The organism is Pseudomonas haemolytica (genome assembly GCF_009659625.1).
Taxonomy (GTDB): Bacteria; Pseudomonadota; Gammaproteobacteria; order Pseudomonadales; family Pseudomonadaceae; genus Aquipseudomonas; species Aquipseudomonas haemolytica.
Genome location: NZ_VOIW01000004.1, coordinates 145,233 through 168,862 on the forward strand (window position 1 = coordinate 145,233; position 23,630 = coordinate 168,862).

Sequence of the window (23,630 nt, forward strand, 5' to 3'; positions counted from 1 at the left end):
GCACGACCTGTAAACAGGATCGTGCCCGATGTTAACTGGCTGGCACGCGGGGTGCCAGTCAGTTAGGTGCTGCTTAAGCTGCTACCACGACAACGCGTACGGTGGCTTCAACTTCGGCGTGCAGGTGCACGGCTACGTCGAATTCACCTACGTTGCGGATGGTGCCGTTCGGCAGACGAACTTCGCTCTTCTGCACTTCAACGCCGGAGGCGGTCAGTGCATCAGCGATGTCGTGGGTGCCGATCGAACCGAACAGCTTGCCTTCGTCACCAGCGGTGGCAGTGATAGTCACTTCCAGCTCAGCCAGTTGGGCAGCGCGAGTTTCGGCCGAAGCTTTTTTGTCTGCTGCGGCTTTTTCCAGCTCAGCACGACGCTCTTCAAACGCAGCCAGGTTGGCAGCGGTTGCAGCGGTGGCTTTGCCGTATGGCAGCAGGTAGTTACGACCGTAGCCGGCCTTAACGTTCACTTTGTCGCCCAGGTTGCCCAGGTTGGCGACTTTTTCCAGAAGGATCAGTTGCATGTGAAAATCCTCTAACTTTTAACCTTCACCGTTCGCGTTATCGGCGTCTTTCGACGCCAGACGACCGCGAAAATCAATCAGGCCGTCGACAATGGCCAAAACCACGAGTAACGGATAGATCAGTTGCATGAACAGCAACAGCGTGACGTACAACCCCACCAGCCAAAACTTGGCCAGGCGCTTCTGCGCGGCCAGCCCATGAATCAGGGCCAGCCCGGCAAACACCAGCGGTACGCTGCAAATCGGCGCCAGCAAGGCCATCTGTGGACCGAAGTTCGGCCCGACAACCATGCACGCCAGCAGCAACATCGCCGGCCCCGCGGGGATTCTGATACTGCGAAACTCGCGACCAAAACCACCCGGGTTGTACAACAACGCCTGCCAATAACGCCCAAGAATCAGGCTCAGCACGCTGACGACCTGCAACAAAGCCGCAATCAGGCCGGTCAGGACCGGGGCAATCAGTGACGCAAACCGCGCTCGCTCATCTACCGACAACTGCTGGTAGAGATCCCCGAGGGCCAGCGGGAGGATCTTGACGATCTCCTGCGACAGCGCCTCGATTTGCGGGCGGAAAGCCGCGCCAAGCATCACTGAGTACACCAACCCCAATGCCACGCTGACCAGCAGCGTGCGGACCCAGGACTCACTTGCGCGCAGAACCAACGCAAGGCTCGATGACCCCAGCAGTACCAGAAGTACTCGTGGATCACCGAATTGAAGCCACCAGATCAAGGCCGGCAACAATCCCAGGGCAAGAACGCCAAGGGCGTCCTTCAAACCGCGCCGCAGCAGCACAAGGCAACCAGCGGCAGCACCCAACCAATAAAGCAACGGCAATGCCGCACATCCAGCCACTACGAGAGTGGCCTGCACGCGACCGCGCATGATGAACTCAGCTAAGGCGCGCATGCATTCAATCCCTTACTACTTGTCGACTGCCCGGTCTCAGCGGCCGTGGCTGTCGGTGTAGGCCAGCAGGGCCAGGAAGCGGGCGCGCTTGATAGCGGTGGCCAGCTGACGCTGATAACGTGCTTTGGTACCGGTGATACGGCTTGGAACGATTTTGCCGGTCTCGGATACGTAGGCTTTCAGAGTGTTGAGATCTTTGTAATCGATCTCTTTCACTTCTTCAGCGGTGAAGCGGCAGAATTTACGACGACGGAAGAAACGTGCCATTTGATAGGCTCCTTAAAAGGTCCGTGGATTACTCGTCAGCGTTGTCGCTGTTGTCGCTGTCATCACTATCAGCGCTTTCAGCGCCTTCGTGCTCAGGACGGTCGCGACGCTCACGGCGCTCACTGCGGTTTTCTTCAGCCTTGAGCATCTCGGATTGGCCGGTAACGGCTTCTTCACGACGGATGACCAGGTTACGGATCACTGCATCGTTGTAGCGGAAGTTGTCTTCCAGCTCGGCCAGGGCCTTGCCAGTGCACTCAACGTTCAGCATCACGTAGTGAGCCTTGTGAACATTGTTGATTGCGTAGGCCAGTTGACGACGGCCCCAATCTTCCAGACGGTGGATTTTGCCGCCGTCTTCTTCGATCAGCTTGGTGTAACGCTCAACCATGCCGCCGACTTGCTCGCTTTGATCCGGGTGGACCAAAAAGATGATTTCGTAATGACGCATGAATGCTCCTTACGGGTTGTAGCCTGCCGCTCAAAAACGGTCAGACAAGGAGTGAATGACACTTATGGATCTTGCCGCAGGGAGGCACATGCGTGCCCGCCAGGAAGGCAAGGGGCGCAATTGTAGAGAAGGGGGAGAAGCGGCGCAAGGTGATTGGTGATTATTTGAACAATCTCCCAAACACCACAAAACAAATGTGGGAGGGGGCTTGCTCCCGATTGCTGGAGGTCAGTCACATCACCTGTAACTGACCCACCGCTATCGGGAGCAAGCCCCCTCCCACATTTTGCATCTATGCCAGACTCAGAATTACTTCTTGGCCTTGACCTTGGCACCGCGCTGGCGCTGGGCTTCAAACAGGCATACGCCCGTTGCAACCGACACGTTCAGGCTGCTGACGCTACCGGCCATCGGCAAGTGCACCAGGTAATCGCAATGCTCACGGGTCAGGCGACGCATGCCTTTGCCTTCGGCGCCCATGATCAGGATGGTCGGGCCGGTAAGGTCTTGATCATAGATGCTGACCTCAGCCTCGCCGGCCGTGCCGACGACCCACAAGCCGCGCTGCTGGAGTTTCTCCAGGGTGCGCGCCAGGTTGGTCACAGCCACCAGCGGAATCACTTCCGCCGCACCGCAAGCCACTTTACGCACCACCGGGGTCAGGGTCGCCGACTTGTCCTTAGGCACGATCACCGCCAGCGCACCAGCAGCATCTGCCGAACGCAGGCACGCGCCGAGGTTGTGCGGGTCGGTCACGCCGTCCAGCACCAGCAGCAGCGGCGCACCTTCGGTACGGTCGAGCAGCTCATCGAGCATCGCTTCGCCCCACACCTGGCTTGGGCTGACGTCCGCAACCACGCCCTGGTGTACACCTTCGACCCAAACGTCCATCTCACGACGCTCGGCCTGGCCGATGGCAACCTTGTTTTGGGTGGCCAGTTCGACCAGCGCCTGCACACGCGGCTCGCTGCGACCTTCCGCCAGCCAAACTTGCTTGACGCGTTTAGGGTGGTGACGCAGCAGTGCTTCTACGGCGTGCACGCCGTAGATTTTTTCCAGACTCATGACTTGGCCTTAGGTTTGCGCGAGCCGCCGCTTTTCGCGGGGGCCGAACCCGCTTTCGGCGGGCCTTTACGATGTTTACTGGGCTTGCTCGACGGCTTTTCCGCCCCGTGGGACTTTCCCCCAGACGCCGCTTTACCACCGCTTTTAGCTTCGCTGAGCAGCTGTTGCTTCAACTCACGGCTCTTGCGCAGCTCGGCGTTTTTCGCCGCGGCGTCGCTTGGGCGGTAGGCCTCAGGGGCCTTGTCCTTGGCAGAAGAACGGCGACCGGTCTTGGCGGGCGCAGGCTCGGCGGCGGCCGCTTTCGCTGGCGCCCCTTTGCCTTTGGCAGCCGGCGCGGCGGTTTCACTGCCACGCTTTTTACGACCCGTCGGCTCTGCTGGCTTGTCAGGCATACCGAAGTCGATCTTGCGCTCGTCAAGGTCAACGCGCATGACCTGCACTTCCACCGTGTCGCCGAGGCGGAAACTGCGGCCAGTACGCTCGCCCGCCAGGCGGTGATGCACAGGATCGAAGTGGTAGTAGTCACCCGGCAAGGCAGTGACGTGCACCAGGCCCTCGACGTAGATGTCGGTCAACTCGACGAACAGGCCAAAGCCGGTCACTGCGGTGATCACGCCAGGGAACGACTCGCCCACGCGATCCTTCATGAACTCACACTTGAGCCAGTTCACAACGTCGCGGGTGGCTTCGTCGGCGCGACGCTCGCTCATGGAGCACTGCTCGCCCAACTGCTCCAAAGCCGCTTCGTCGTACGGATAGATCCGCGCCTTCGGAATGGTCATGGCACCGGCGCGCTTGACGTGCGGGGTGTTCTGCTTGGAGTGGATCACGCTGCGGATCGCCCGGTGCGTGAGCAAGTCCGGGTAACGACGAATTGGCGAAGTGAAGTGGGTATACGCTTCGTAATTCAGGCCAAAGTGGCCCTGGTTATCGGCGCTGTACACCGCCTGGCTCAGGGAGCGCAGCATGACGGTCTGGATCACGTGGTAATCCGGACGGTCCTTGATGCTGGCCAGCAGAGCCTGGTAATCCTTCGGCGTCGGGCCGTCCTTGCCTTTGTGCAGGGACAGGCCAAGCTCACCGAGGAACGCGCGCAGTTTTTCCAGGCGCTCCGGCGGCGGACCATCATGCACGCGATACAACGCAGGGATTTCATGCTTCTTCAGGAACTCGGCAGTGGCCACGTTGGCCGCCAGCATGCATTCCTCGATCAGCTTGTGCGCGTCGTTACGGGTGGTCGGCGTGATAGCCGCAATCTTGCGCTCGGAACCGAAGACAATCCGGGTTTCCTGGGTTTCAAAATCAATAGCGCCACGGGTATGGCGGGCGCCCAGCAGCACCTTGTACAGCGAATACAGCTGCTTGAGGTGCGGGACCACGCCAGCGTACTCACCACGCAGGGCCTTGGCTTCGCTGGTCTTCGGCGCTTCCAGGATGGTGCTGACCTTGTTGTAGGTCAGGCGCGCCTGGGAGTGGATCACCGCTTCATAGAACTGGTAGTCGGTCATTTCGCCGGTTTTCGAGATAGTCATCTCGCACACCATGGCCAAACGGTCGACTTTCGGATTCAAGGAGCACAGGCCGTTGGACAACTGCTCAGGCAGCATCGGGATCACGCGCTCAGGGAAGTACACGGAGTTGCCGCGTACCTGGGCTTCGTTATCCAGGGCCGAACCGATCTTCACGTAGCTGGATACGTCGGCAATCGCGACGAACAACTTCCAGCCGCCGGAGAACAGGCGCAGCTTGCCAGGCTTGGCTTCGCAGTAGACCGCATCGTCGAAGTCGCGGGCATCTTCGCCGTCGATGGTGACGAACGGCAGATGACGCAGGTCGATGCGTTTTTCTTTGTCTTTCTCTTCGACTTCCGGCTTGAGCTTGGCGGCTTCTTTGAGCACGGCCTCAGGCCAGACGTGAGGAATATCGTAGGTGCGCAGCGCGACGTCGATTTCCATGCCCGGCGCCATGTAGTTGCCGACCACTTCAACGATATCGCCCTGGGGCTGGAAGCGCGCAGTTGGCCAGTGGGTGATCTTCACCTCGACGAACTGGCCGACCTTGGCGGCGCCATTACGGCCCGGGGTAATCAGCACTTCCTGCTGGACCTTCGGGTTATCCGGCACAACAAAGCCGATACCGCCCTCTTCGAAGTAACGACCGACGATGGACTCGTGGGCACGGGACACTACTTCGACGATCACGCCTTCACGACGACCGCGACGGTCGAGGCCGGAAACGCGCGCCAGGGCACGGTCGCCATCGAACACCAGCCGCATTTGCGCCGGGCTCATGAACAGGTCGTCGCTGCCGTCGTCCGGGATCAGGAAGCCGAAGCCGTCACGGTGGCCGGCGATGCGGCCGAGGATCAGGTCGAGCTTGTCTACCGGCGCGTAAGTGCCGCGGCGGGTGTAGATCAGTTGAGCGTCGCGCTCCATGGCGCGCAGACGGCGGCGCAGGGCTTCGAGCTGGTCTTCGGTGGTCAGACCGAATTCTTCGACCAACTGCTCGCGGCTAGCAGGCGAACCACGATCGGCGAGGTGCGCCAGGATCAGTTCGCGGCTAGGAATAGGGTTTTCATATTTTTCCGCTTCACGAGCGGCCTCGGGATCGAGGGACTGCCAATCGGCCATTAGAGAGTTTTCACCTTGTCTATATGCGGGTTAGTTTGGCATACGCGTATTGAAACGGGAAATTTCAGGTATCAACAAGCGTTTAAAAGGCCTTTGCGACCCCCGGCGCGCACCTTGCACGACCACTGGCGAAATTTTCCAGGCTTTTTTCATGGCAGGGGTTTACAGCGCAAATGCCGCTCCGTATAGTGCGCGCCATCGACGACGGCAACGTTGTTGATGCTGCCCAGGTGGTGAAATTGGTAGACACGCCAGCTTCAGGTGCTGGTGATCGCAAGGTCGTGGAAGTTCGAGTCTTCTCCTGGGCACCAATTTCAAACTCAAGATTTCAACCTTGAGTCTCCAGAAACCCGCGAAAGCGGGTTTTTGCGTTTCAGGCCTTTGATTTTTAACGAAAAAATTTGATTTATATTTTCAAATCAGGGGTTTACAGATCAAAATGCCCGCCGTATAGTTCGCCCCATCAACAGCGGCAACGTTGCTTGATAAAGCCCAGGTGGTGAAATTGGTAGACACGCCAGCTTCAGGTGCTGGTGATCGCAAGGTCGTGGAAGTTCGAGTCTTCTCCTGGGCACCAAATTCAGATCAAACCCGCGAAAGCGGGTTTTTTCGTTTCCGGGGTTTGAAAACATCCCAGGCGATTTCCCCCTCCGCCCGCACTTGAGAAGTTTTATCGTTTATCCTTGCAACGATTTGTTGCATATAGCGAGGAACACTTCGGATGATGATCCGCGATAACCGACTCAAAACATCCCTTCTGCGTGGCCTGACCCTCACCCTGCTCGGCCTGACCCTGCTCTCGCCCGCCGCCTACTCCGCCGACAAGATCGCCCTGACCTTGTACAACGGCCAACACAAGGAAGTCGGCGATGAACTCGCCAAGGCCTTCGAAGCCAAGACCGGCATCCACGTCAACGTGCGCAAAGGCAGCAGCAACCAGCTGGCCAGCCAGGTCGTCGAAGAAGGTGACCGCTCCCCTGCCGACGTGATCTACACCGAAGAATCGCCGCCGCTGAACAAACTCGGCGAGCAAGGCTTGCTGGCGAAGATCGATGCCAGCACCCTCGATGTGCTGCCCAAGGATTATGTTGGCCGTAACGGCGACTGGATGGGCGTGACCGCCCGCACCCGCGTCGTGGCCTTCAACCCAAAACTGATTGCTGAAAAAGACTTGCCCAAGTCGGTACTGGATTTCGCCGGCCCCGAATGGCAAGGCAAGGTCGGCTTCGTACCCACCAGCGGTGCGTTCCAGGAACAAGCGGTGGCGATCATCAAGCTGCACGGTCGCGAAGCCGCAGAAGAATGGCTGACTGGCCTGCGCGCCTTCGGCAAGGTGTACAGCAACAATATGGTCGCCCTCAAGGCCGTGGAAAACGGCGAAGTGGCCACCGTGCTGGTGAATAACTACTACTGGTTTGCCCTGAAGAAGGAAAAAACCGACCTGGACTCCCAACTGCACTATTTCACTGATGGCGATGCCGGCGGCCTGATCACCGTGTCTTCCGCTGCCGCACTGAAATCCAGCAAGCACCCCAAGGAAGCCCAACAGTTGCTCGCCTTCATGGCCAGTGAAGAAGGCCAGCGCGTGATCACCAATACGTCGGCCGAATACCCGCTGCGCAAGGGCATGGAATCCAACCGTGGCCTCAAGCCGTTCAGCGAGCTGCAACCGCCGAAAGTCACCCCTGCAGACCTTGGCAACGCCGAAGAAGCCCTGGACCTGGAACGTGACGTTGGCTTGAACTGATGAACCCATCGCTATCCGCTGCAGCGTTCAGCCCCCGGCGCAAACGCCCTTCGGTCTGGCTTGTGTTGCCGGTGCTGCTGCTGGTCGGCTTGAGCCTGCTGCCGTTGGCATATGTCGGGCTCAAAGCCTGGCAGGCGGGCTGGGCGGAGGCGGTGCATCTGTTGTGGCGGCCCTACGTCTTTGGCCTGCTGCGCAACACCCTCGCGCTGATGGTCGGCGTGACCGTGACCTGCGGCGTGATCGGCCTGTCCCTGGCCTGGTTGCTTGAGCGCAGCAATCTGCCGGGACGGCGCATCTGGGGCGTGATCCTGTGCCTGCCGTTTGCCGTGCCGGCGTTTGTCAGCAGCTTTACCTGGGTGTCGTTGAGTGCCAACTTCGAAGGGCTCGGCGGCGCGATCCTGGTGATGAGCCTGTCCAAATACCCGCTGGTGTTTCTTCCGGTCGCGGCGACATTACGCAACCTGGACCCATCCCTTGAGGAATCCGCCCGCACATTGGGGCTGAACCGCTGGGGCGTGTTCTTTCGCGTCACCTTGCCATTGTTATGGCCGTCGTTGCTGGCCGGAGCGCTGCTGATTGCCCTGCACATGCTGGTGGAGTTCGGCGCGCTGTCGATCATCGGCCTGCAGACGTTCACCACGGCGATCTACCAGCAATTCGAACTGGAATTCAGCAACGCCAATGCGGCGATGCTCTCGGCGGTGTTGCTGGTGATGTGCCTGACTCTGCTGTGGCTGGAGCTGCGAGTGCGTGGCAAAGGCCGGCATGTGCGCATCGGCCAGGGTGCGGCGCGACATGCCGAACAGGTCCAGCTGGGCAAGTGGGCACCATTGGGCCAGGTGTATTGCCTGGTACTGGCGATCATTGGCAGCGGCATTCCGCTGGGGATGCTCGGTTATTGGCTGGCGGTCGGCTCTTCCGCTGCATTTCCACTGGCTGAGATTGGTGAGGCGCTGCTCTCATCGCTCGCTTTGTCACTGGGCGGCGCGGCATTGTGCCTGGTGCTGGCGGTGCCGGTGGGCCTGCTGGTAGTGCGCTACAAAGGCCAGCTGGCGATCTGGGCTGAACGCCTGCCCTACCTGCTGCATGCCCTCCCCGGCCTGGTGATCGCGCTGACCCTGGTGTACTTCGCCCTGCATTACGTGCCGGCGTTGTACCAGACCTCGGCGTTATTGCTGATCGCTTATGCGCTGCTGTTTTTGCCGTTGGCCCAGGCGCCGATTCGTACGGCACTGAACAAGGCGGCGCCACAGCTGGAAGAGGCCGCACGTACGCTGGGCGCGTCGTCGCTCAGTGCGTTTTGTCGGGTGACATTGCCGATTATTTTCCCGGCATTGGGCGCGGCGTTTGCGCTGGTGTTTCTGGATGCGATGAAGGAATTGACGGCGACGTTGCTGCTGAGCCCCACGGGGCTGAATACCTTGGCGACGGCCGTGTGGGCGCATACCTCGAATGTGGAGTTTGCGGCGGCGGCGCCTTATGCGGCGTTGTTGATACTGGTGTCGGGGTTGCCGGTGTATCTGTTAACAACCCGCATGTACTTGAGCCGCTGAGATCGCTATCGGGAGCAAGCCCCTCCCACACTTTGATTTGTGAACACATTCAAGTGTGGGAGGGGGCTTGCTCCCGATGAGGCCGGCACAGACAGCGTTAAGCCCTGAACTGCCCCAGGCTCGCCTTCAACTGCGCCGCCAACCCATCCAGCACCTTGCCACTGGCCGTAGTCTCTACCACCGCCTGCGCCGCACGCTCTGCCTGGGCGTGGATCACTTCGACCCGCCCGCGCACCGCATGCGCGCCTTGAGCCTGATGCTCGGCTGCGCGCGTTGCCAGGCCGATGGCCGCGTGCACTTGCTCCACCGAAGCCTGCACCGTCTGCTGCAAGCGCACACTGTCGCGCAACACCAGCAAACCTTCATTGGCCTGGCGCCCAGCCTTGCCGATGGTTTCCACCGCCTCACGTGCGCCCTGCTGCAACGCCACGATATGCGCCTGGATATCGCCGGTGGAGCTCTGGGTCTTGCTGGCCAGCGCACGCACTTCGTCCGCCACCACCGCAAAGCCGCGTCCGGTTTCGCCGGCTCGTGCCGCTTCGATAGCCGCGTTGAGGGCGAGCAGGTTGGTTTGCTCGGCGATGCCGTGGATCACGGTCAGCACCACTTCGATTTGCTCGCTTTGCTGCGCGAGGCGCTCGATGACCAAAGAACCGGCCTGGACCTGCCCCGCTAACGCCTCGATCAAGCTGCCGACTTCGGCCGAGGTGCGCGAGTTCTCATCCGTGGCTTGGCGAATATCCACGACCTGCTGCAACGCTGCCTGCATCGCGTGACTTTCGGACTGGGCCTCGTCGGCCATTTGCGAGAGTGCGCGCAAACTCTCAGCCACCTCGTCGCGCTGCAAGCCAGCCGCGGCGTCGGCGCCAGCATTGCGCAAGGTCATGGCGCCGATTTCCACGCCGGTCCGCTGGGCCACTTCGCCCGCCTCGCGCACGATGGGTTGCAACTTATCCACAAAGCGATTGACCGCCGAGGCCATATCACCGATTTCGTCCTTGCTGTTGATCTGCACGCGCTTGGTGAGGTCGCCCTCGCCTGCCGCCAGGTCATCCATGGCCGCGATCAGAAGCTTCAGGCGATTGACCACGCGCCGACCGAGCACGATGGCGATCAGTAGCAACACGCCAAGCCCCACCAAAGCCAGGCCCATGCCGATGCGCCAACGCAGGGTGCCTGCCGCCTCTTGCACGGCGCTGGCGGTGTTGGCAGTCATTTGGGTAGCGGTGGCCTGTGCCGATTGCAGCCTGGCGCCCATGGCGCTGGCACTGTCAGCCGCAGCCCCCTTGAGGCTGTCGCCCACCAGCTGATCACCGCTGGCGATCAGCGCGGCAAAGCGCTTATCCAATGCTTGCAGATCGGCTTCGACCGCGGCGGTGGACACGCCCATGCGCACCTTGCCGATTTCCACGCCGTTGGGGCTGATGGAGGCTTCGACGTAATACACCGAAGGATCTGTCTTTGCCGCATCCAGTACTTTATCCAGGGCACGCTCACCTGTGCCCTTTGCCAGCAGGGCCTGGTTGATCGGGTTTTCACGATTCAGGTAACGGGTCAGGTGCTCCCCTGCCGCATCGTCATAGACCACGAACAGCACGTTGGGATTGCGCTGGGCGCGTCGTGCAAACTCGGACAGCGTCGGCACATCACTGTCCCACATGGCGCGGGGTGCCACCGAGGCCAGTAGCTGCGCCATGTCGTTGGCGGAGTCCTGCAGGTCTTTTTCCAGGGTCGCACGCAGTTGCTTCTGCTCTTCCTGCAGGCGCGTGGAAAGCCCGGCTGTCAGGCGCTGGCGGGTGCTGGTGGACAAGCTGTCCAGGCTGGACGTGACTTCCTTGCCAGCCTGGGTCAATTCGCCAGACAGCTTCTGGCTATCGATGCCCAGGCGATTGCCCAAATCCGCCTCTAGCGCGGTGACAGTGCTCCGCGTCAGAGCGACCGCTACCAGCACTTGCACCAAAAGAGCGATACCAAGGGTAACGAACACCGGCCGCAACAGACGGCTTTGTAACAATGAGAGAACGGCAGACATCGGGAATCCCTCCACCACGGGTGCCATTATTTTGATAGCACCGCGAAAGAGAGAAACATAGCAAGGGTCGTGCCGCTTGGCCCGCAGATACGACAAAGGGCTCCCGAAGGAGCCCTTTGCTTTTTACATCAACAGTTTATTAAGCGAACGGGTGGCGCAGAACGATGGTCTCGTTGCGGTCCGGGCCCGTCGAAATAATGTCGATCGGTGCGCCGATCAGCTCTTCCACGCGCTTGATATAGGCGCGGGCGTTGGCTGGCAGTTCTTCCAGGGTTTTGGCACCCACGGTCGACTCGGTCCAGCCCGGCACTTCTTCGTACACAGGCTGCAGGCCTACGTAGCTGTCAGCGTCAGTCGGAGCAACGTCGTTGCCTTGCGCATCTTTGTAGCCGACGCAGATGTTGATGGTTTCCAGGCCGTCGAGTACGTCCAGCTTCGTCAGGCAGATGCCCGAGATGCTGTTCACATCGATAGCGCGACGCAGGATAACGGCGTCGAACCAGCCACAACGGCGAGCACGGCCAGTGGTCGCGCCGAACTCGTGACCTTGCTTGGCCAGGTGTGCACCGACGTCGTCGAACAGCTCAGTCGGGAATGGACCCGAGCCAACACGGGTGGTGTAGGCCTTGGTGATGCCCAGGATGTAGTCCAGGAACATCGGGCCAACACCCGAACCGGTGGCAACGCCGCCCGCGGTGGTGTTAGAGCTGGTCACGTACGGGTAGGTACCGTGGTCGATGTCGAGCAACGAACCCTGGGCGCCTTCGAACATGATGTCTTTGCCAGCGCGACGCAGGTCGTGCAGCTCGGCCGTCACGTCCAGCATCAGCGGCTTGAGCAGCTCAGCGTATTCCTTGCACTCGGCCAGGGTCTTTTCGAACTCGATGGCTGGCTCTTTGTAGTAACCCACCAGCATGAAGTTGTGGTAATCCACCAGTTCACGCAGCTTGTCTTCAAAGCGCGGCATGTTGAGCAGGTCGCCCACACGCAGGCCACGACGTGCAACCTTGTCTTCGTAGGCTGGGCCGATGCCGCGACCGGTCGTACCGATCTTCAGCTCGCCACGGGCCTTTTCACGGGCCTGGTCCAGCGCAACGTGGAAGGACAGGATCAGCGGGCAGGATGGGCTGATACGCAAGCGCTCGCGCACCGGTACGCCTTTCTCTTCCAGCTTGGTGATCTCGCGCAGCAGGGCGTCAGGTGCAACCACCACGCCGTTGCCGATCAGGCACTGCACACCTTCGCGCAACACGCCCGACGGGATCAGGTGCAAGACGGTTTTTTCGCCATCGATGACCAGGGTGTGGCCAGCGTTGTGGCCACCTTGGTAGCGCACTACGGCGGCAGCATGTTCGGTCAGCAGATCAACGATCTTGCCTTTGCCCTCATCACCCCATTGGGTGCCCAGGACTACGACATTCTTACCCATAACACTTGTCCTCATTCGCGCAAACTTGGTGCCGGCGATGGCCGGCAGGAAAACTCAAGAAGCCAGTGGCGATACTTGCCAAAGCCCGTTCTGCTGAATCAATTGCCGGTCGCAGTCCGCTTCACGGGCGGCGGCCAATGGCTGCCCAGGCAAAGCCTGGACCACACGCTGACCCTCACTGCGTAACTGGCAAACCTGCTGCCAGAGCGCTGCGTCCGTACTGTCGGGCATCCAGATGCCACCAGACGGCAGCTCGACCTCAGCACGCCCCAGGGTCACCAGGGTTTTCAAATCGGTGGAAAAACCAGTGGCCGGACGCGCACGACCGAAGTCGGCACCGATATCGTCGTAACGACCACCTTGGGCGATGGCTTGGCCAACACCCGGGACAAATACCGCGAACACCACACCGGTGTGGTAGTGGTAGCCGCGCAACTCACCCAGATCAAAATACAGCGGCAGCTGCGGGAAACGCGCCGACAAGCGCTCGGCAATCGCCAGCACGTCATCGAGTGCCGCCAATACCGGCGCCGGCGCCTTGGCCAGACGCTCACGCGCAGCCACCAGCACTTCGCGGCCACCGCACAGGTCAACCAGCGCACGCAGCATGCCGGCCAGCTCTGCAGGTACACCCTCGGTGAGGGCGATCACTTCGTCGATGGCCTTGCGTTGCAGGGCATCGAACAATTGTTGCTCCACTTCACCGGACAACCCGGCCGCACGGGCCAGGCCACGGTAGATACCGACATGGCCCAGGTCCATGTGGACATCCGGCACATCAGCCAGTTGCAGCATGGCCAGCATCAGGCTGATCACTTCAACATCGCTGCTCGGGCTGGCATCGCCGTACAACTCGGCGCCCAACTGGATCGGGCTACGGGAGGACGACAAGGCGCGTGGCTGGGCATGCAGCACGCTGCCGGCATAGCACAGGCGGCTTGGGCCTTCGCGGCGCAGGGTGTGCGCATCGATGCGCGCCACTTGCGGCGTGATGTCGGCACGGAACCCCATTTGCCGGCCCGATTGCGGGTCGATGACCTTGAAGGTGCGCAGATCCAGGTCCTGGCCCGCGCCGGTCAGCAGGGATTCCAGGTACTCGATATGGGGAGTCACGACAAACTCGTAACCCCAGCTCTGGAACAGATCCAACACCTGGCGACGCGCTACTTCAATGCGCGCAGCTTCTGGTGGCAGTACTTCTTCGATGCCATCTGGCAGCAGCCAGCGGTCTACCGTTGCCATTACGCCATTCCCCTATGATCCGGGCGGCCAGCCCTCGGCCGAGCCTTGAGTGAAGCAGAAAATACCCGCCCATTGCATAAACCACGCGCAAGAGCGACGTGACGAACGGCCTGCAAACGGCCTCGTCGGGCACTTTCCTCGAAAAACCTGTCACGCCTGCCGAATCAAACATGCAGACGCAAAAAAGCCGGGAATTTCCCGGCTGCCGCATCATACACCCGTTTTCTGAAAGGATCACCCCGCCAGGCATTTTAGCCGCCCGACGGAGTGCGCCCTACAGAATCACAGGCTGGTTACTTGGACTTTTCCAGGTAGCGGAAGAAGTCGCTGCTTGGGTCCAGCACCATGACGTCGGTTTTGTTCGCGAAGCTTTCACGGTAGGCGCGCAGGCTACGGTAGAACGCGTAGAACTCCTGGTCCTGGCCGTAGGCCTTGGCGTAGATCGACGCCGCTTGAGCATCACCATCACCACGGGCCTCTTCAGACTCGCGATAGGCTTCTGCCAGCAGGACACGGCGCTGACGGTCGGCATCCGCACGGATACCTTCGGCCAGCTCGTTACCCTTGGCGCGGTGCTCACGAGCCTCACGCTCACGCTCGGTGCTCATACGCTCGAACACGCTGCGGTTCACTTCCTTGGGCAGGTCAATGGCCTTGACCCGGACATCGACGACTTCGATACCCAGCTCTTTTTCCGCCATTGTGTTCAGCGAACGCGTGATGTCAGCCATCAGCGCATCACGCTCACCCGATACCACCTCGTGCAGGGTGCGCTTACCAAACTGGTCACGCAGGCCCGATTCCAGACGACGCGACAAACGCTCGTCGGCAATCTGCTTGAGGCCGGAAGTAGCAGTGTAGAAGCGCTCGGCATCCTTGACGCGCCACTTGGCGTAGGCGTCAACCATCACGGCTTTCTTTTCCAGGGTCAGGAAACGCTGTGTCGGTGCATCCAGGGTCATCAGGCGGGCGTCGAACTTGCGCACCTGGTTGACGTAGGGGACTTTCACATGCAGGCCCGGCTGGACATCCGCCTGGACCACGCGACCGAATTGCAGCAGCACCGCACGCTCGGTCTGAGCCACGATGTAGAAGCAGTTCCAGGCAGCGATGACCACGACGACGCCCACAATCAGGGCGGTCAGCGATTTATTGCTCATCAACGACTCTCCCTGGTACGTGTTTGCTGTTGCAGCAAGTCAGCGGCCGCACGGGCGCTCGCTTCATTGGCAGCGGCATTCGAACCGGTGGACGGTGCGCTGGTGCCGCTACGACCACCTTCGATCATCTTGTCCAGCGGCAGGTACAGCAGGTTGCTCTGCCCACCTTTGCTGCCGGTCACGAGAACCTTGCTGGTGTTGCTGAAGACTTCCTGCATGGTGTCCAGGTACAGACGCTCACGCGTGACTTCCGGTGCCTTGCGGTACTCGGCAACCAGCTTGGTAAAGCGATCCGCCTCACCCTTGGCGCGGGAAACCACTTCGTCGCGGTAACCGTTGGCATCTTCAAGGATGCGCTGGGCCTGACCACGGGCTTCCGGCACGACGCCGTTGGCATAGGTTTCAGCCTGGTTACGCGAACGCTGCTCGTCTTCACGGGCACGGATCACGTCATCAAAGGCTTCCTGCACTTCACGCGGTGCCGCTGCGCTCTGTACGTTCACCTGGGTAACGATGATACCGGTGCGATAGGTATCGAGGAAGCGTTGCAGACGCTCCTTGATTTCGCTGGCCATCAATTCACGACCTTCGGTGAGCACCTGGTCCATGGCGGTGGAACCCACCACATGGCGCAGGGCACTTTCGGTTGCGTGTTGCAGGCTGATTTCCGGCTGATCAACGTTCAGCACGAAATCCTGCAGGTTGCTGATCTTGTACTGCACGGTCAGCGGCACTTCGACGATGTTCTCGTCTTCGGTCAGCATCTGGCCCTGCTTGGTGTAGGCACGCTCACGCGTGACGTTCTCCATGTACTTCTTGTCGATCGGCGGGAAGTAGATGTTCAGGCCAGGGCCGACCGTTTCGTAGTACTTGCCGAAGCGCAGCACCACGGCTTGCTCCTGCTCGTCCACTACGTATACGGCGCTGTACAGCCATACGGCCGCCAGCACGACAAGACCCAGGCCCAGCAAGCCGTAGCCGCCGCCCTTGCTTGTGCGACCGCCTTCGTCACCACCGCGTTTTTTCCCACCACCGAACAACCCATTCAGGCTTTCCTGCAGCTTTCGGAAGGCCTCGTCGAGATCCGGTGGCCCCTTGCGGTCGCCGTTATTGCGGCGTTTACCACCCCAAGGATCCTGATTATTCGAGTTGCCACCCGGCTCATTCCAAGCCATAGCGCTCTCCATCTGATAAAGCAAAGACGCACCCACGGCGCGCCGACCAATGCTACAGAATGCCTGCTACTGCGGCACAACCGCTTTAGGAGGCTTTTATTGCAAAGTGTGTTGTTCGATGAACTCTGTCGGAACAACACCCTCTCGACTGACCAGCCGATTGAGTTCCGAGCGCGGCAATCGAACGGCCAGCAAGCTGACACCCTCTTCGTCGTGTTCTTCTTTCTGTACCGCGCCCAACTCGAAAAACTGTGCACGCAGTCGAGCAAACCGCTGCGGCAAGCGCAAGGTGCCGACGAACAAATCGCTGCCAAGCAATTCGGCAATGGCTTGTTCAAGCAGCTCCAAACCACTGCCATCACGCGCCGACAACCAGACCCGCTGGGGCTTGCCGTTTTCGTCGCGCTGGATTTGTGGCTCAACGCCTTCAAGCAAATCGAGTTTGTTATAGACCTCGAGGATCGGCAAGTCCTGGGCGCCAATCTCGCCCAGCACCACCATGACCTGCTCAATCTGCAACATGCGATCCGGTTCGGCCGCATCGATCACGTGCAAGAGCAGGTCGGAATTGCTCGACTCTTCGAGCGTAGACCGAAATGCCTCGACCAGCTTGTGGGGCAAGTGACGAATGAAACCCACCGTATCGGCCAGGACAATCGGCCCCAGGTCGTCAATATCCAGACGGCGCAAAGTCGGGTCGAGGGTGGCAAACAGTTGGTCGGCCGCGTACACGTCCGATTTCGTCACGTTATTGAACAGCGTGGATTTGCCGGCGTTGGTATAGCCCACCAGGGAAACGGTAGGGATATCCGCACGGGAACGACCACGGCGCGACTGCTCGCGCTGGCTGCGTACTTTCTCCAGGCGACCCTTGATCTGGCGCAGGCGAACCCGCAGCAAACGCCGGTCGGTTTCCAACTGGGTTTCACCCGGGCCGCGCATGCCGATACCGCCACCCTGGCGCTCAAGGTGAGTCCAGCCGCGAACCAGCCGGGTGCTCATGTGGTCAAGCTGGGCCAGTTCGACCTGGAGCTTGCCTTCATGGGTACGGGCGCGTTGGGCAAAGATATCGAGGATCAGGCCGGTACGGTCGATTACGCGACACTCGAAAACACGTTCGAGGTTACGTTCCTGACTGGGCGTGAGAATGTGATTGAAGATCACCAGATCGGCTTCTTCGGCATGAACCAGGTCGCGCAACTCCTCGACCTTGCCACTGCCAATCAGGTATTTGGCGGTTGGCCGATGACGCGGCACGTTAAAAAACGCAACGGTCTCGGCGCCGGCCGAATTTGCCAACTCCTGAAACTCCTGCGGATCTTCGCGCGCCTCAGGGTCCTGTCCATCCAAGTGAACGAGGATTACTCGCTCACCACCACCGTGGCGCTCAAAGAACAAAGGAGACTCCTATCAAGCGTTACCTGGCTCAGCGTCACCCGGTTCATCACCTGCTGCACTAGGCAGACGGATTGGACGAACTGGAACGACTGTCGAGATAGCGTGCTTGTAAACCATCTGGCTGACAGTGTTTTTCAGCAGGATAACGAACTGGTCGAATGACTCGATCGTGCCTTGCAGCTTGATACCGTTGACCAGGTAGATGGAAACCCCAACTTTCTCTTTACGTAAAGTATTCAAGTAAGGGTCTTGTAGCGAATGCCCTTTTGACATGTGCCGCACTCCTTTAAGGATCAATAATAAAAATCGGAAAATAGATAGCTTATGGCCGTCACACCCCCAAGGATAGACGGCAATTGCAAGGACTCAGCTCAATATGGAGACCGTTCCCAAGTATTTCAAGGCGCGTGACAGATTGTCGCTGTCCAGGCTGTCCAACCAGTGCAAATCGCTCCAGCTGCGCAGCCAGGTGAACTGGCGCTTCGCCAATTGGCGCGTGGCAATGATGCCGCGCTCCTGCATTTCGGCTGACGTCAGCTTGCCATCCAGATGATCCCAGACTTGGCGGTAGCCTACAGCACGTATCGAAGGCAGCCCGGCATGCAGGTCACCTCTTGAACGCAGTGCTACGACCTCCTCCACAAACCCCTGTTCCAACATAATTGTGAATCTTTGTGCAATTCGTTCATGCAGCACCTGGCGACTTGCCGGAGCGATGGCCAGATTCGCCACAGTATAGGGCAATTGTGACTGCCCAGATGCGCCTGCATCAGCACTTTGCGCACTTTGTTTCAGCCTGTGTTCAGTCATGGTCTGGCCGCTTACACGCCAGACTTCCAAGGCACGGGTGAGACGCTGGGGATCATTGGGGTGAATGCGTGCCGCGGACACCGGGTCCACGGCCGCCAACTGGTCGTGCAAGGCTTGCCAGCCAAGGCGTGCAGCTTCTTCTTCGAGTTCGGCACGCACGTGGGCGTCGGCGGGCGGCATATCGGCCAGACCTTCCTGCAAAGCCTTGTAGTAGAGCATCGTGCCGCCCACCAGCAGCGGAATATTGCCTCGCGCGGTGATCTCGGCCATGGCCGCCAGGGCGTCGCTACGAAAATCCGCCGCCGAATAGCTCTCGGCCGGGTCGATGATGTCGATCAACGTGTGGGGATACTGCGCCAACAGCTCTTTAGACGGTTTGGCCGTACCAATGTCCATGTCCCGGTAAACCAGGGCAGAGTCGACACTGATCAGCTCGCAGGGCAGCACCTTGGTCAGCTCGATGGCCAGGTCGGTCTTGCCGGCGGCCGTGGGGCCCATCAGGAAGATCGCGGGGGGCAAGGCACTCATCAACGGCCGCGCAGGAAGAGTTTGTCCAGATCGTCCAGGCCCATTTGGGTCCAGGTCGGTCGGCCATGGTTGCATTGGCCGCTGCGCTCGGTGTTTTCCATGTCGCGCAGCAGGCCGTTCATTTCCGGCAGGGCCAGGCGACGATTGGCGCGGATGGCGCCGTGGCAGGCCATGGTGCCGAGCAGTTCGTTGATATGTGCCTGGATACGGTCACTGGTGCCGTATTCCATCAGGTCTGCCAACACGTCGGCCACCAAGCGGTTGGCTTCGGCCTGCTTGAGCAGCGCAGGAATCTGACGGATTGCCAGGGTTTCCGGGCCCAGGCGTTGTAGCTCAAAGCCCAGTTTCTGGAACACGCTGTGGTGCTCTTCGGCGCAATCGGCCTCGCGCTGGCTCACCGCCAGGGATTCGGGCACCAGCAGTGGCTGGCCGCTGAGGCCTTCACTGGCCATGGCGATCTTCAGGCGTTCGTACATGATCCGCTCGTGGGCGGCATGCATGTCCACCAGCACCAGGCCATGGGCGTTTTCCGCCAGAATGTAGATACCCTTGAGCTGCGCCAGGGCATAGCCCAGTGGCGGAATATCACCGCCGCCTTCCGGCAACGAGGGAGCAGCGCTGGGTTCGGCACCCGGCAGCGGCGCGAAAAACTCACGGTAAGCCGCCTGGGCCTCAGCCACCGGTACGGTCGATTGCGGCCGCGGCGTGTATTGATACTGATAACCCGCACCGGCACCCGAGTTCGGCGCCGTATAGGACGGTTGCGGCTGCGACGATTGCAACAGGTTGGCCGCCAGGCTCATTTCACCTTGCGGGCCGAACTCACCGGCTTCCGGCCCGCTTGGCCGCACCACCGCCGTGACAACCGGCGCTGACAGCTGATCATCCGGACGCACATCCCCCAGGGCGCGGTGCAGCGTGCCATACAGGAAGTCATGCACCATGCGCCCATCACGGAAACGCACTTCGTGCTTGGTCGGGTGCACGTTGACGTCGACCACCGATGGGTCGACCTCAAAGAACAACACAAACGTCGGGTGCCGCCCGTTGAACAGCACATCGCGATAAGCCTGGCGCACCGCGTGCGCCACCAGCTTGTCGCGTACCGCCCGGCCATTCACAAAGAAGTACTGCAAGTCGGCCTGGCTACGGGAAAACGTCGGCAACCCGACCCAGCCCCACAGCCTCAAGCCATTGCGTTCGATCTCGATCGGCAGCGCCTGCTCCAGGAACCCGCTGCCGCACACCGCCGCCACCCGCCGAGCGCGCGCGGCGTCGTCGTTGGCTTCGTGCAGGCTGAGGATGGTCTTGCCGTTGTGGCGCAGGTGAAATGCCACATCGAAACGCGCCAGGGCCAGGCGCTTGATGACTTCTTGCAGGTGGTCGAATTCGGTTTTCTCGGCCTTGAGGAATTTGCGCCGCGCCGGGGTGTTGAAGAACAGGTCGCGCACTTCCACCGAGGTACCCACCGGATGCGCAGCCGGCTGGACCCGAGGCGCCATGTCGCGGCCTTCGGTTTCCACTTGCCAGGCTTGCTCGGCGCTGCGCGTGCGGGAAGTCAGGGTCAGGCGTGCCACGGAGCTGATGGAGGCCAGAGCCTCACCGCGAAAGCCCAGGCTCATGACCCGCTCAAGGTCTTCCAGGTCACGGATCTTGCTGGTGGCGTGACGGGCCAGGGCCAGCGGCAGGTCATCGGCGGAGATGCCGCTGCCGTCGTCACGCACTCGCAGCAGCTTGACGCCGCCCTGCTCCACGTCGACATCGATACGCTTGGCACCCGAGTCGATGCTGTTTTCCAGCAGTTCCTTGATCACCGACGCCGGGCGCTCAACCACCTCACCCGCGGCGATCTGGTTGGCAAGACGCGGGCTGAGCAGTTCAATGCGCGAGCCGCTGTTCAACATGGATTCGCTCATTACTGCGCCGCCAATTCAGTGCCTGGAATGGTCAATACCTGGCCGACTTTCAATTCATCAGTCTTCAGATTATTGGCGCTGCGCAGGGTAGCGGCCGACACCTGGAAACGCACGGCCAGCATGGCCACGGTGTCGCCGGGCTGCACGCGATGGTCACGGGGGCCCTGGGCGATCTTGCCTGAGTCGCGCAGCCAGGCGATATACGTACCCGGCGGCGGGTTCTGCTGGAAGAACTGGCGCACGCCGGCACTGATGGAGCGTGCCAGCGCCTGCTGGTGGCTGGAGCTGGCCAGTTTCGAGGCTTCATTGGCGTTGGAGATAAACCCGGTTTCCACCAGGATCGACGGGATATCCGGCGACTTCAACACCATGAATCCAGCCTGTTCCACGCGCTGTTTGTGCAGTGAGGTGACGCGACCGATGTTGCTCAGGACTTTCTGGCCGACGTTCAGGCTGGAGGTCAGCGAGGCGGTCATCGACAGGTCGAGCAGCACGCCAGCGAGCATTTTGTCCTTGTCATCGAGGGACACGTTGCCGGCCCCGCCGATCAAGTCGGAACGGTTTTCACTGTCCGCCAGCCAACGGGCGGTCTCGGAGGTTGCGCCGCGATCCGACAGGGCAAACACCGAAGCACCAAATGCAGCGGTCGAAGGCGCAGCGTCGGCGTGAATGGACACGAACAGGTCCGCGCCCTTCTTACGGGCAATTTCGGTACGGCCACGCAACGGGATGAAGTAGTCACCGGTGCGGGTCAGCTCGGCGCGGTAGCCTTTCATGCCGTTGATCTGGCGCTGCAGCTCGCGGGCGATCGCCAGTACCACGTCTTTCTCATGCTGGCCGCGGGAGCCGGATGCACCCGGGTCTTCGCCACCGTGGCCGGCGTCGATCACCACGATAATGTCGCGCTTGCCTGCCGGTGCGGGGGGCGGCGGTGGCAGCTTGACCTGGGGTTGCGACGGGTTGACCGGCACCGCAGGCACGGTCGCCACGCTTGGTGTCGGCGCAGGCGGTGGTGCCGCGTCGGCGGGGTTGTCGAACAGGTCGACCACCAGCCGGTTGCCGTATTGGGCGTTGGGCGCCAGCGAGAAACTCTTTGGCGTCACGGCCTTTTTCAGGTCGATGACCACGCGCAGGTCGGTCGGCGTACGCTGGGCCGAGCGCATGGCGGTAATGGGCGTGTTGGCGGTAGAGACTTTCAGCGGCGCGGCCAGGCTCGCACCGTTGATGTCGATCACCAGGCGATCAGGCGCCGTCAGGGTAAAGACACTGTGCTGGACCGGGCCAGACAGGTCGAACACCAGTCGCGTGTTATCCGGCGCTCGCCACAGGCGAACACTTTTTACCTGTGAAGCAGCCAGAGCATTGACAGTCATTGCCGCAAGCAACACCCCCACGACAGCAACCAACGCGCGAAAGCGCATACCTAACCCCACCAATTTTATTTGAATTCCAATGCCAGAGCGGCGCACCACACTTCAGCGCGCGCGCTCTGGGGCAACAACTTCAGCTGACGTCCATGCTCATGCGGCGTAATGGTAATGGTCAGGTCCGGCTTTGGCAAAAAGCCTGTGCCTTTATCTGGCCATTCGATCAGGCACAGCGCATCTTCGTCGAAGTAATCACGGATGCCCATGTACTCCAGTTCCTCGGGATCCACCAGGCGATAGAGGTCGAAGTGGAAGGCGCGCACGCCACCGATCTCGTAGGGTTCGACCAACGTGAACGTCGGGCTTTTGACCGCGCCCGTATGGCCCAGACCGCGAATAATCCCTCGGGATAATGTGGTCTTGCCAGCGCCCAGGTCACCTTCGAGGAAGATCAGCCCCATGCCGGCCGTGGCCTGGGCAATAAGACGACCAAACGCAACCATGGCATCTTCATTCGCCAGGAAAAGGCTTACTTCAGGCACGGCGACTGCTCCTCCAACAATTGACGAATGGCAGGGATCAGGTCGCTGGCAGCCAGGCCACGGCCAAAGCTGCCTTGGCGATCTCCCGCGGTAGCGTGCAACCACACGGCCAGGCAACTTGCGTCATAGGCAGGCATGCCCTGGGCCAACAATGCACCGACCAGGCCAGCCAGGACGTCACCGAGCCCTGCGGTGGCCATGGCCGGATGACCCTGATCACAACGGGCAACCCGTCCGTCCGGGCTGGCAATCAAACTGCCAGCCCCCTTGAGGATAGCCACTGCATTGAATGTCTGGCTCAACGCGCGCGCCACCTTAAGGCGGTCCGCCTGAACCTCGGCTGTCGAAATACCCAACAAGCGCGCCGCTTCGCCCGGATGCGGGGTGATCACACTGTCGGCCGGAAGGCTGACACTGCCGACGGCCAGTTGATTCAAGGCGTCGGCGTCCCAGACTTGCGCCTGCCGAGCGTTGGCTGCCACGGACAGCAGACTCTTCCCCCACGCCGCAGCGCCTAAACCCGGGCCAATCACGATGACCGAGATTTTTTCCAGCAAGCCCATCAACTGGTTGGCCGAGCTGACGCCCACCGTCATCACTTCCGGAAGCCGGGCCAGCGCAGCCGGCACATGCTCGGGCCGAGTCGCCAGGGACACCATGCCGGCGCCGCTGCGCAGGGCGCTCTCGGCACTGAGCAACGCAGCACCGCCAACGCCGCGGTCGCCACCGATGACCAATAAGTGCCCGAACAGGCCCTTATGGGCGTCCGGGGAACGTGCAGCCAGCTGCGGCAAATGGCCGGGCAACAATAGCTGAACGTCGGTTATTTCGTGTTTTGTCTGAGGCATGCGTCTTCAAGCTCCGATGTCTGGCAGAATTATACGCA

At 60.7% G+C, this 23,630-nt stretch carries 20 protein-coding genes and 2 tRNA genes; 4 read left to right on the top strand and 18 right to left on the bottom strand.

Annotated features, from left to right (window positions below; genetic code table 11):
- Window positions 1–73: 73 nt before the first annotated feature.
- From rplI to rnr, 6 genes are all read right to left on the bottom strand, one after another.
- Window positions 74–520, bottom strand: coding sequence for a 50S ribosomal protein L9 (gene rplI, locus FRT59_RS14520; RefSeq protein ID WP_003171376.1), 447 nt, complete (start codon window positions 518–520; stop codon window positions 74–76).
- Between the two features lie 18 nt (window positions 521–538).
- Complete coding sequence (locus FRT59_RS14525; RefSeq protein WP_153838741.1) at window positions 539–1,432, bottom strand: YybS family protein; 894 nt, start codon at window positions 1,430–1,432, stop codon at window positions 539–541.
- Window positions 1,433–1,468: 36 nt separating this feature from the next.
- Entirely contained in the window at window positions 1,469–1,699 is a 231-nt protein-coding gene (rpsR, locus tag FRT59_RS14530) for a 30S ribosomal protein S18 (protein WP_003171373.1), read from the bottom strand.
- A gap of 28 nt (window positions 1,700–1,727) precedes the next feature.
- Window positions 1,728–2,150, bottom strand: coding sequence for a 30S ribosomal protein S6 (gene rpsF / locus FRT59_RS14535; protein WP_003217491.1), 423 nt, complete (start codon window positions 2,148–2,150; stop codon window positions 1,728–1,730).
- A 309-nt stretch (window positions 2,151–2,459) separates the two neighbouring features.
- The gene (rlmB, locus tag FRT59_RS14540; protein ID WP_021493242.1) at window positions 2,460–3,215 is read right to left on the bottom strand and encodes a 23S rRNA (guanosine(2251)-2'-O)-methyltransferase RlmB; all 756 of its coding nucleotides are present in this window, start codon (window positions 3,213–3,215) and stop codon (window positions 2,460–2,462) included.
- Window positions 3,212–5,845: a ribonuclease R gene (rnr, locus tag FRT59_RS14545; RefSeq protein WP_153871526.1), complete on the bottom strand. Its 2,634-nt coding sequence runs from the start codon at window positions 5,843–5,845 to the stop codon at window positions 3,212–3,214. Before rnr ends, rlmB begins: the two co-directional genes overlap by 4 nt.
- Before the next feature lie 224 nt (window positions 5,846–6,069).
- Between rnr and FRT59_RS14550 the strand changes: the two genes are divergently transcribed.
- The 4 genes from FRT59_RS14550 to FRT59_RS14565 all read left to right on the top strand — a co-directional run bounded on the left by FRT59_RS14550 (window position 6,070) and on the right by FRT59_RS14565 (window position 9,145).
- Window positions 6,070–6,156, top strand: a tRNA-Leu gene (locus FRT59_RS14550).
- Between the two features lie 179 nt (window positions 6,157–6,335).
- Window positions 6,336–6,422 (top strand) — tRNA-Leu (locus FRT59_RS14555).
- A gap of 144 nt (window positions 6,423–6,566) precedes the next feature.
- Window positions 6,567–7,592: an iron ABC transporter substrate-binding protein gene (locus tag FRT59_RS14560; protein WP_153871527.1), complete on the top strand. Its 1,026-nt coding sequence runs from the start codon at window positions 6,567–6,569 to the stop codon at window positions 7,590–7,592.
- Window positions 7,592–9,145 carry an ABC transporter permease gene (locus FRT59_RS14565; RefSeq protein WP_153871528.1) on the top strand — a complete coding sequence of 518 codons (1,554 nt, stop codon included), beginning with the start codon at window positions 7,592–7,594 and terminating at the stop codon, window positions 9,143–9,145. Before FRT59_RS14560 ends, FRT59_RS14565 begins: the two co-directional genes overlap by 1 nt.
- Window positions 9,146–9,242: 97 nt before the next feature.
- Here the strand turns inward: FRT59_RS14565 and FRT59_RS14570 are convergent, their stop codons facing one another.
- The 12 genes from FRT59_RS14570 to FRT59_RS14625 form a co-directional block, all read right to left on the bottom strand.
- Window positions 9,243–11,177 (bottom strand): methyl-accepting chemotaxis protein, encoded by a 1,935-nt coding sequence (locus tag FRT59_RS14570; RefSeq protein ID WP_153871529.1) that lies wholly within the window; start codon window positions 11,175–11,177, stop codon window positions 9,243–9,245.
- A gap of 139 nt (window positions 11,178–11,316) precedes the next feature.
- A complete protein-coding gene (locus FRT59_RS14575) occupies window positions 11,317–12,606 on the bottom strand; it encodes an adenylosuccinate synthase (RefSeq protein WP_153838737.1) in 1,290 nt (429 codons plus the stop codon).
- 54 nt (window positions 12,607–12,660) lie between these two features.
- A complete protein-coding gene (locus FRT59_RS14580; RefSeq protein ID WP_034117445.1) occupies window positions 12,661–13,848 on the bottom strand; it encodes an ATP phosphoribosyltransferase regulatory subunit in 1,188 nt (395 codons plus the stop codon).
- Window positions 13,849–14,141: 293 nt separating this feature from the next.
- Complete coding sequence (gene hflC, locus FRT59_RS14585) at window positions 14,142–15,008, bottom strand: protease modulator HflC (protein WP_017849753.1); 867 nt, start codon at window positions 15,006–15,008, stop codon at window positions 14,142–14,144.
- Window positions 15,008–16,183 carry an FtsH protease activity modulator HflK gene (hflK, locus tag FRT59_RS14590; protein ID WP_153871530.1) on the bottom strand — a complete coding sequence of 392 codons (1,176 nt, stop codon included), beginning with the start codon at window positions 16,181–16,183 and terminating at the stop codon, window positions 15,008–15,010. The genes hflC and hflK overlap by 1 nt, the downstream gene beginning before the upstream one ends.
- 96 nt (window positions 16,184–16,279) lie before the next feature.
- Window positions 16,280–17,581 carry a ribosome rescue GTPase HflX gene (gene hflX, locus FRT59_RS14595; RefSeq protein WP_153871531.1) on the bottom strand — a complete coding sequence of 434 codons (1,302 nt, stop codon included), beginning with the start codon at window positions 17,579–17,581 and terminating at the stop codon, window positions 16,280–16,282.
- A 12-nt stretch (window positions 17,582–17,593) separates the two neighbouring features.
- Entirely contained in the window at window positions 17,594–17,854 is a 261-nt protein-coding gene (hfq, locus tag FRT59_RS14600; RefSeq protein WP_034117442.1) for an RNA chaperone Hfq, read from the bottom strand.
- 93 nt (window positions 17,855–17,947) lie between these two features.
- The gene (miaA, locus tag FRT59_RS14605) at window positions 17,948–18,919 is read right to left on the bottom strand and encodes a tRNA (adenosine(37)-N6)-dimethylallyltransferase MiaA (protein WP_153871532.1); all 972 of its coding nucleotides are present in this window, start codon (window positions 18,917–18,919) and stop codon (window positions 17,948–17,950) included.
- Window positions 18,919–20,835, bottom strand: a complete 1,917-nt coding sequence (gene mutL, locus FRT59_RS14610; protein ID WP_153871533.1) for a DNA mismatch repair endonuclease MutL — start codon at window positions 20,833–20,835, stop codon at window positions 18,919–18,921. Before mutL ends, miaA begins: the two co-directional genes overlap by 1 nt.
- Entirely contained in the window at window positions 20,835–22,256 is a 1,422-nt protein-coding gene (locus FRT59_RS14615; protein ID WP_034117439.1) for an N-acetylmuramoyl-L-alanine amidase, read from the bottom strand. The genes mutL and FRT59_RS14615 overlap by 1 nt, the downstream gene beginning before the upstream one ends.
- A gap of 17 nt (window positions 22,257–22,273) precedes the next feature.
- On the bottom strand, window positions 22,274–22,744 hold the full coding sequence (tsaE, locus tag FRT59_RS14620) for a tRNA (adenosine(37)-N6)-threonylcarbamoyltransferase complex ATPase subunit type 1 TsaE (protein ID WP_198809691.1): 471 nt from the start codon (window positions 22,742–22,744) through the stop codon (window positions 22,274–22,276).
- Complete coding sequence (locus tag FRT59_RS14625; RefSeq protein WP_153871534.1) at window positions 22,732–23,592, bottom strand: NAD(P)H-hydrate dehydratase; 861 nt, start codon at window positions 23,590–23,592, stop codon at window positions 22,732–22,734. Before FRT59_RS14625 ends, tsaE begins: the two co-directional genes overlap by 13 nt.
- Window positions 23,593–23,630: the final 38 nt, after the last annotated feature.

What these genes read in the sequence shown, in the direction of transcription:
- rplI (WP_003171376.1), bottom strand. Translation starts at nt 520, where the DNA reads ATGCAACTGATCCTTCTGGAAAAAGTCGCCAACCTGGGCAACCTGGGC.
- FRT59_RS14525 (WP_153838741.1), bottom strand. Translation starts at nt 1,432, where the DNA reads ATGCGCGCCTTAGCTGAGTTCATCATGCGCGGTCGCGTGCAGGCCACT.
- rpsR (WP_003171373.1), bottom strand. Translation starts at nt 1,699, where the DNA reads ATGGCACGTTTCTTCCGTCGTCGTAAATTCTGCCGCTTCACCGCTGAA.
- rpsF (WP_003217491.1), bottom strand. Translation starts at nt 2,150, where the DNA reads ATGCGTCATTACGAAATCATCTTTTTGGTCCACCCGGATCAAAGCGAG.
- rlmB (WP_021493242.1), bottom strand. Translation starts at nt 3,215, where the DNA reads ATGAGTCTGGAAAAAATCTACGGCGTGCACGCCGTAGAAGCACTGCTG.
- rnr (WP_153871526.1), bottom strand. Translation starts at nt 5,845, where the DNA reads ATGGCCGATTGGCAGTCCCTCGATCCCGAGGCCGCTCGTGAAGCGGAA.
- FRT59_RS14560 (WP_153871527.1), top strand. Translation starts at nt 6,567, where the DNA reads ATGATGATCCGCGATAACCGACTCAAAACATCCCTTCTGCGTGGCCTG.
- FRT59_RS14565 (WP_153871528.1), top strand. Translation starts at nt 7,592, where the DNA reads ATGAACCCATCGCTATCCGCTGCAGCGTTCAGCCCCCGGCGCAAACGC.
- FRT59_RS14570 (WP_153871529.1), bottom strand. Translation starts at nt 11,177, where the DNA reads ATGTCTGCCGTTCTCTCATTGTTACAAAGCCGTCTGTTGCGGCCGGTG.
- FRT59_RS14575 (WP_153838737.1), bottom strand. Translation starts at nt 12,606, where the DNA reads ATGGGTAAGAATGTCGTAGTCCTGGGCACCCAATGGGGTGATGAGGGC.
- FRT59_RS14580 (WP_034117445.1), bottom strand. Translation starts at nt 13,848, where the DNA reads ATGGCAACGGTAGACCGCTGGCTGCTGCCAGATGGCATCGAAGAAGTA.
- hflC (WP_017849753.1), bottom strand. Translation starts at nt 15,008, where the DNA reads ATGAGCAATAAATCGCTGACCGCCCTGATTGTGGGCGTCGTCGTGGTC.
- hflK (WP_153871530.1), bottom strand. Translation starts at nt 16,183, where the DNA reads ATGGCTTGGAATGAGCCGGGTGGCAACTCGAATAATCAGGATCCTTGG.
- hfq (WP_034117442.1), bottom strand. Translation starts at nt 17,854, where the DNA reads ATGTCAAAAGGGCATTCGCTACAAGACCCTTACTTGAATACTTTACGT.
- miaA (WP_153871532.1), bottom strand. Translation starts at nt 18,919, where the DNA reads ATGAGTGCCTTGCCCCCCGCGATCTTCCTGATGGGCCCCACGGCCGCC.
- mutL (WP_153871533.1), bottom strand. Translation starts at nt 20,835, where the DNA reads ATGAGCGAATCCATGTTGAACAGCGGCTCGCGCATTGAACTGCTCAGC.
- FRT59_RS14615 (WP_034117439.1), bottom strand. Translation starts at nt 22,256, where the DNA reads ATGCGCTTTCGCGCGTTGGTTGCTGTCGTGGGGGTGTTGCTTGCGGCA.
- FRT59_RS14625 (WP_153871534.1), bottom strand. Translation starts at nt 23,592, where the DNA reads ATGCCTCAGACAAAACACGAAATAACCGACGTTCAGCTATTGTTGCCC.